This is a genomic window from Aeromonas finlandensis (assembly GCF_000764645.1).
GTDB classification, from domain to species: Bacteria; Pseudomonadota; Gammaproteobacteria; order Enterobacterales; family Aeromonadaceae; genus Aeromonas; species Aeromonas finlandensis.
The window spans coordinates 1-2,960 of the sequence record NZ_JRGK01000218.1; the positions used below are offsets into that span (position 1 = coordinate 1).

Consider the following 2,960-nt stretch of genomic DNA (forward strand, 5'->3'; position numbering starts at 1 on the left):
GTATTGCCCTGAGCAACTTGGCTTGGTTAGCACGAATCAGCTGAACCAACATAATCGAGTTTGGCTCAATTGAGTTAACCCCAAGATTAATAACACAGATATCCCCTTGGATAACTCCGTGCTTAGCAAGTTGATCATTCGGAGCTTCGACACCAATGGTTGCCCCTGGTGTCTCAGTAAGCAGAACTCTATTTGAGCTGACTAGTGGTAGTGAGTCTGTTGGGTGTTGTAGCACTTCATCAATGGTGAGTACCGGTATCCTGTAAACGCTGTTGACGAAATCGTTGACCACATCAACAGAAGGACGGCCGGTGTACAACTCTATGGGATCACATGAAAGAGCTTTTGCTAGCCCGAATAACGTTGAAACCCTCACGTCTTTCAGAGGATTACTCAGAAGATTTGATACAAGGGACTTTGAGATGCCAGCTCTCCTGGCTATTTCAGAAACGCCAAGACCCCGCTCTTCCATCTTCGCTCTGACTCGTTCGTTAAATGACGGTTTCATGTCGCCTGCCGTTCGTTATCGTTTGTGAACAAATTTTAAGGTGTAGGGTGTTCTCATTGGTTGTTGATCGTGATGTTGAATGTGGTTACGATGGTGAACGATTATTTATGCATCGAATACAGGACCCGACCAATGAAGAAACGTGAAGTGATCAAGTATTTCGGCAACATGGCCCGCGCCATGAAAGCGATCGGTATCTCTCGAAGCCTGGCTGTGAAGTGGAGTGATGTGATCCCGGCCCAGCATGCTGTCAGCTTTGTTATCGCCAGTAATGGTGAGTTGCGCCTGGGGTTGGAGGATTATCCCTTGAGCAAAGAGCTGCAACTGCCTACTCAGCAAGCCGCCTGACCACCGGCTTTATGACCACACCAAAAGGACCTGACCAATGGGACGACCAGCCCTCCCTGACTACGCCAAAATGGACTCCATTTCTCCACTACGACTACGCGGCAATCCAGCCCAACGTTGTGTATGGCAAGAAGTCGGAGCTGAATTCGGTATGACTGAAACTGCATTTGCTCGCACCTCTTTGCTGATCTTGCTGAATTCCATATCACAGCATGAGCCCGAGATATTGGCGAGAGCCGTCAAACGGGCCAATCGAAGCCTAATCGAACAGGGATTCCCACCCGTGACTGCCGAGGAGATCTTGAACGGTGCCGGTTTGCCAGAGCGGGGCCTGCTCACGTTTAACTACATTGATGGGGAATGTTATGAGGTGGAGCGCCCTAAGAAGCCGCTTCAAAAGCTCATCTCTCTCGTCAATTTCATCCTCGGGAGAACACCATGTCCAGCCTTACCCGACCACCACGCCCAGCATCAGAACGTGTCAACGAACGAGACAACATCGTGTTGAAAGCGGTTATGCATGAGCTGGCATTAGTGATTGATGAACCTTTGATCTCAACGGCCCAGGCTGCAGGGACTGACCGGCAGGCTCTTCGCTTGGCGCGAGAGCTCCAGGCCAGTGCCGTTAAACGTGCAGAAGGACAATTTAGCGCTTAGCCAATATCTGCCCGACTGACCGCCGGGCACTCTGATCGCCATAACAGGACCTAGACCATGACCAAACCAACTTTGGCCAATGGGGTTTGCCCCATGCTGCATGCTTTTAAAAACGACACCGGTATTGAAGAACAGGCTTCCGAGAGTTTGGGGGGAGGGCAAGAATGAACATCAACTTTCTTGACCGACCAATCGCCTTTCATCGCCCCTTTGTAGCCATCACGGGTTCAGTCACCGGCGCTCTATTTTTATCGCAGGCCCTCTATTGGGCAAAGCGCTGCAAAGAGCATGAAGATGGCTGCTCATGGTTCTATAAGACCCAGGCTGACTGGGAGGAAGAGACGGGGCTGACCCGCTACGAACAGGAGGGGGCGCGCAAGGCATTACGCAATCTTGGGGTGTTGAAAGAAAAACGGGTGGGACTACCTGCGCAGCTATATTTCTGCATCGATCTGGTAGCGCTTGAAGCTGTCATGAATGAGTGTGATTTCTTGCAACCTAGTATGCGGAAAACCAGCAAACAGGCTAGGGGAAAACCAGCAATCAGTAGTGCTGGAAACCCGCTATCTATTACAGAGATTACTACAGAGACTACTACAGAGATCCAAGATCCCCCTTTGGTCCCCCAGGGGAAAACGCGACCTGAAAGCGAAACTTCGCGTCGAGGTACCCGCTTGCCGAACGACTGGGGACTACCGGCAGAGTGGGGTAGGTGGGCGATGCAAGAGACCGGGCTGCCCAAGGAACGGGTCTTGATGGAAGCGGCTACGTTCGCAGATTACTGGCAAGCCTTGCCTGGTGCCAAAGCGGTGAAGCTGGACTGGGAGAAGACCTGGCATAACTGGGTTCGTCGTGCGGCTAGCTCATACCGAACAGCTGCACAACGCAAGCCCTTGGCCAACATCCAGGCGGCCCAGCAGGCCGCACAGGCGCTTCGAGAGTCGGGGAGGGGAGGTTATGACGACAGCACTCCGCTCTAACCAAACCAGCGCCCTGAGCGTTCCAGAGGATGCGCTTCAGATTAGTGCTCGCATGTCGGTATTCTTGGCTGAGGAACTACTGCCGCTGATGGCCGGGCTTTGGCCAGCCAGTTCCAACCTGCTGGATGGTAATGCTCGTGGCGTAGCGCTGGCCTGGGGGAGTCTGCTTAGGGGATTTAATGCGCAGCAGATCCGCGAGGCGGTGCTGCTTCTTGGGGAAAATGCCGATCGGCAGTTTGTTCCGCGCCCGGCAGAGGTGCGGGCCGCCATTTTGCGGAATAATCCTGTCCCCCTTACCGCGCCAGTTGGTCGCCAGGTGTCTCTTCGAGTTTGTGAGATGGAGGCGGAGGTTCGAGTCTATCTTCGCGACCGTAGCGTGCTTGCTGAGGAGGTCGCTGCTGAACTGCAGAAGGTGTTGGCCGAGAAGGCCCTGCAGGGGTTAGCTGTGATTGGGAGAGCAGCATGAG

At 53.3% G+C, this 2,960-nt stretch carries 4 protein-coding genes; 3 read left to right on the forward strand and 1 reads right to left on the reverse strand.

Annotated features, from left to right (window positions below; genetic code table 11):
• Positions 1 to 508: helix-turn-helix domain-containing protein (locus LD28_RS22430; RefSeq protein ID WP_156120224.1), on the reverse strand; the 508-nt coding region annotated here is incomplete at its 3' end.
• A gap of 132 nt (positions 509 to 640) precedes the next feature.
• On the opposite strand from LD28_RS22430, the gene LD28_RS0112805 reads away from it, so the two are divergent.
• The 3 genes from LD28_RS0112805 to LD28_RS0112825 all read left to right on the forward strand — a co-directional run bounded on the left by LD28_RS0112805 (position 641) and on the right by LD28_RS0112825 (position 2,959).
• The gene (locus LD28_RS0112805; protein ID WP_033137352.1) at positions 641 to 856 is read left to right on the forward strand and encodes a Cro/CI family transcriptional regulator; all 216 of its coding nucleotides are present in this window, start codon (positions 641 to 643) and stop codon (positions 854 to 856) included.
• A gap of 821 nt (positions 857 to 1,677) precedes the next feature.
• Entirely contained in the window at positions 1,678 to 2,493 is an 816-nt protein-coding gene (locus LD28_RS23830) for a hypothetical protein (RefSeq protein WP_241462294.1), read from the forward strand.
• On the forward strand, positions 2,471 to 2,959 hold the full coding sequence (locus LD28_RS0112825; RefSeq protein ID WP_156120225.1) for a hypothetical protein: 489 nt from the start codon (positions 2,471 to 2,473) through the stop codon (positions 2,957 to 2,959). Before LD28_RS23830 ends, LD28_RS0112825 begins: the two co-directional genes overlap by 23 nt.
• Position 2,960 lies beyond the last annotated feature (1 nt).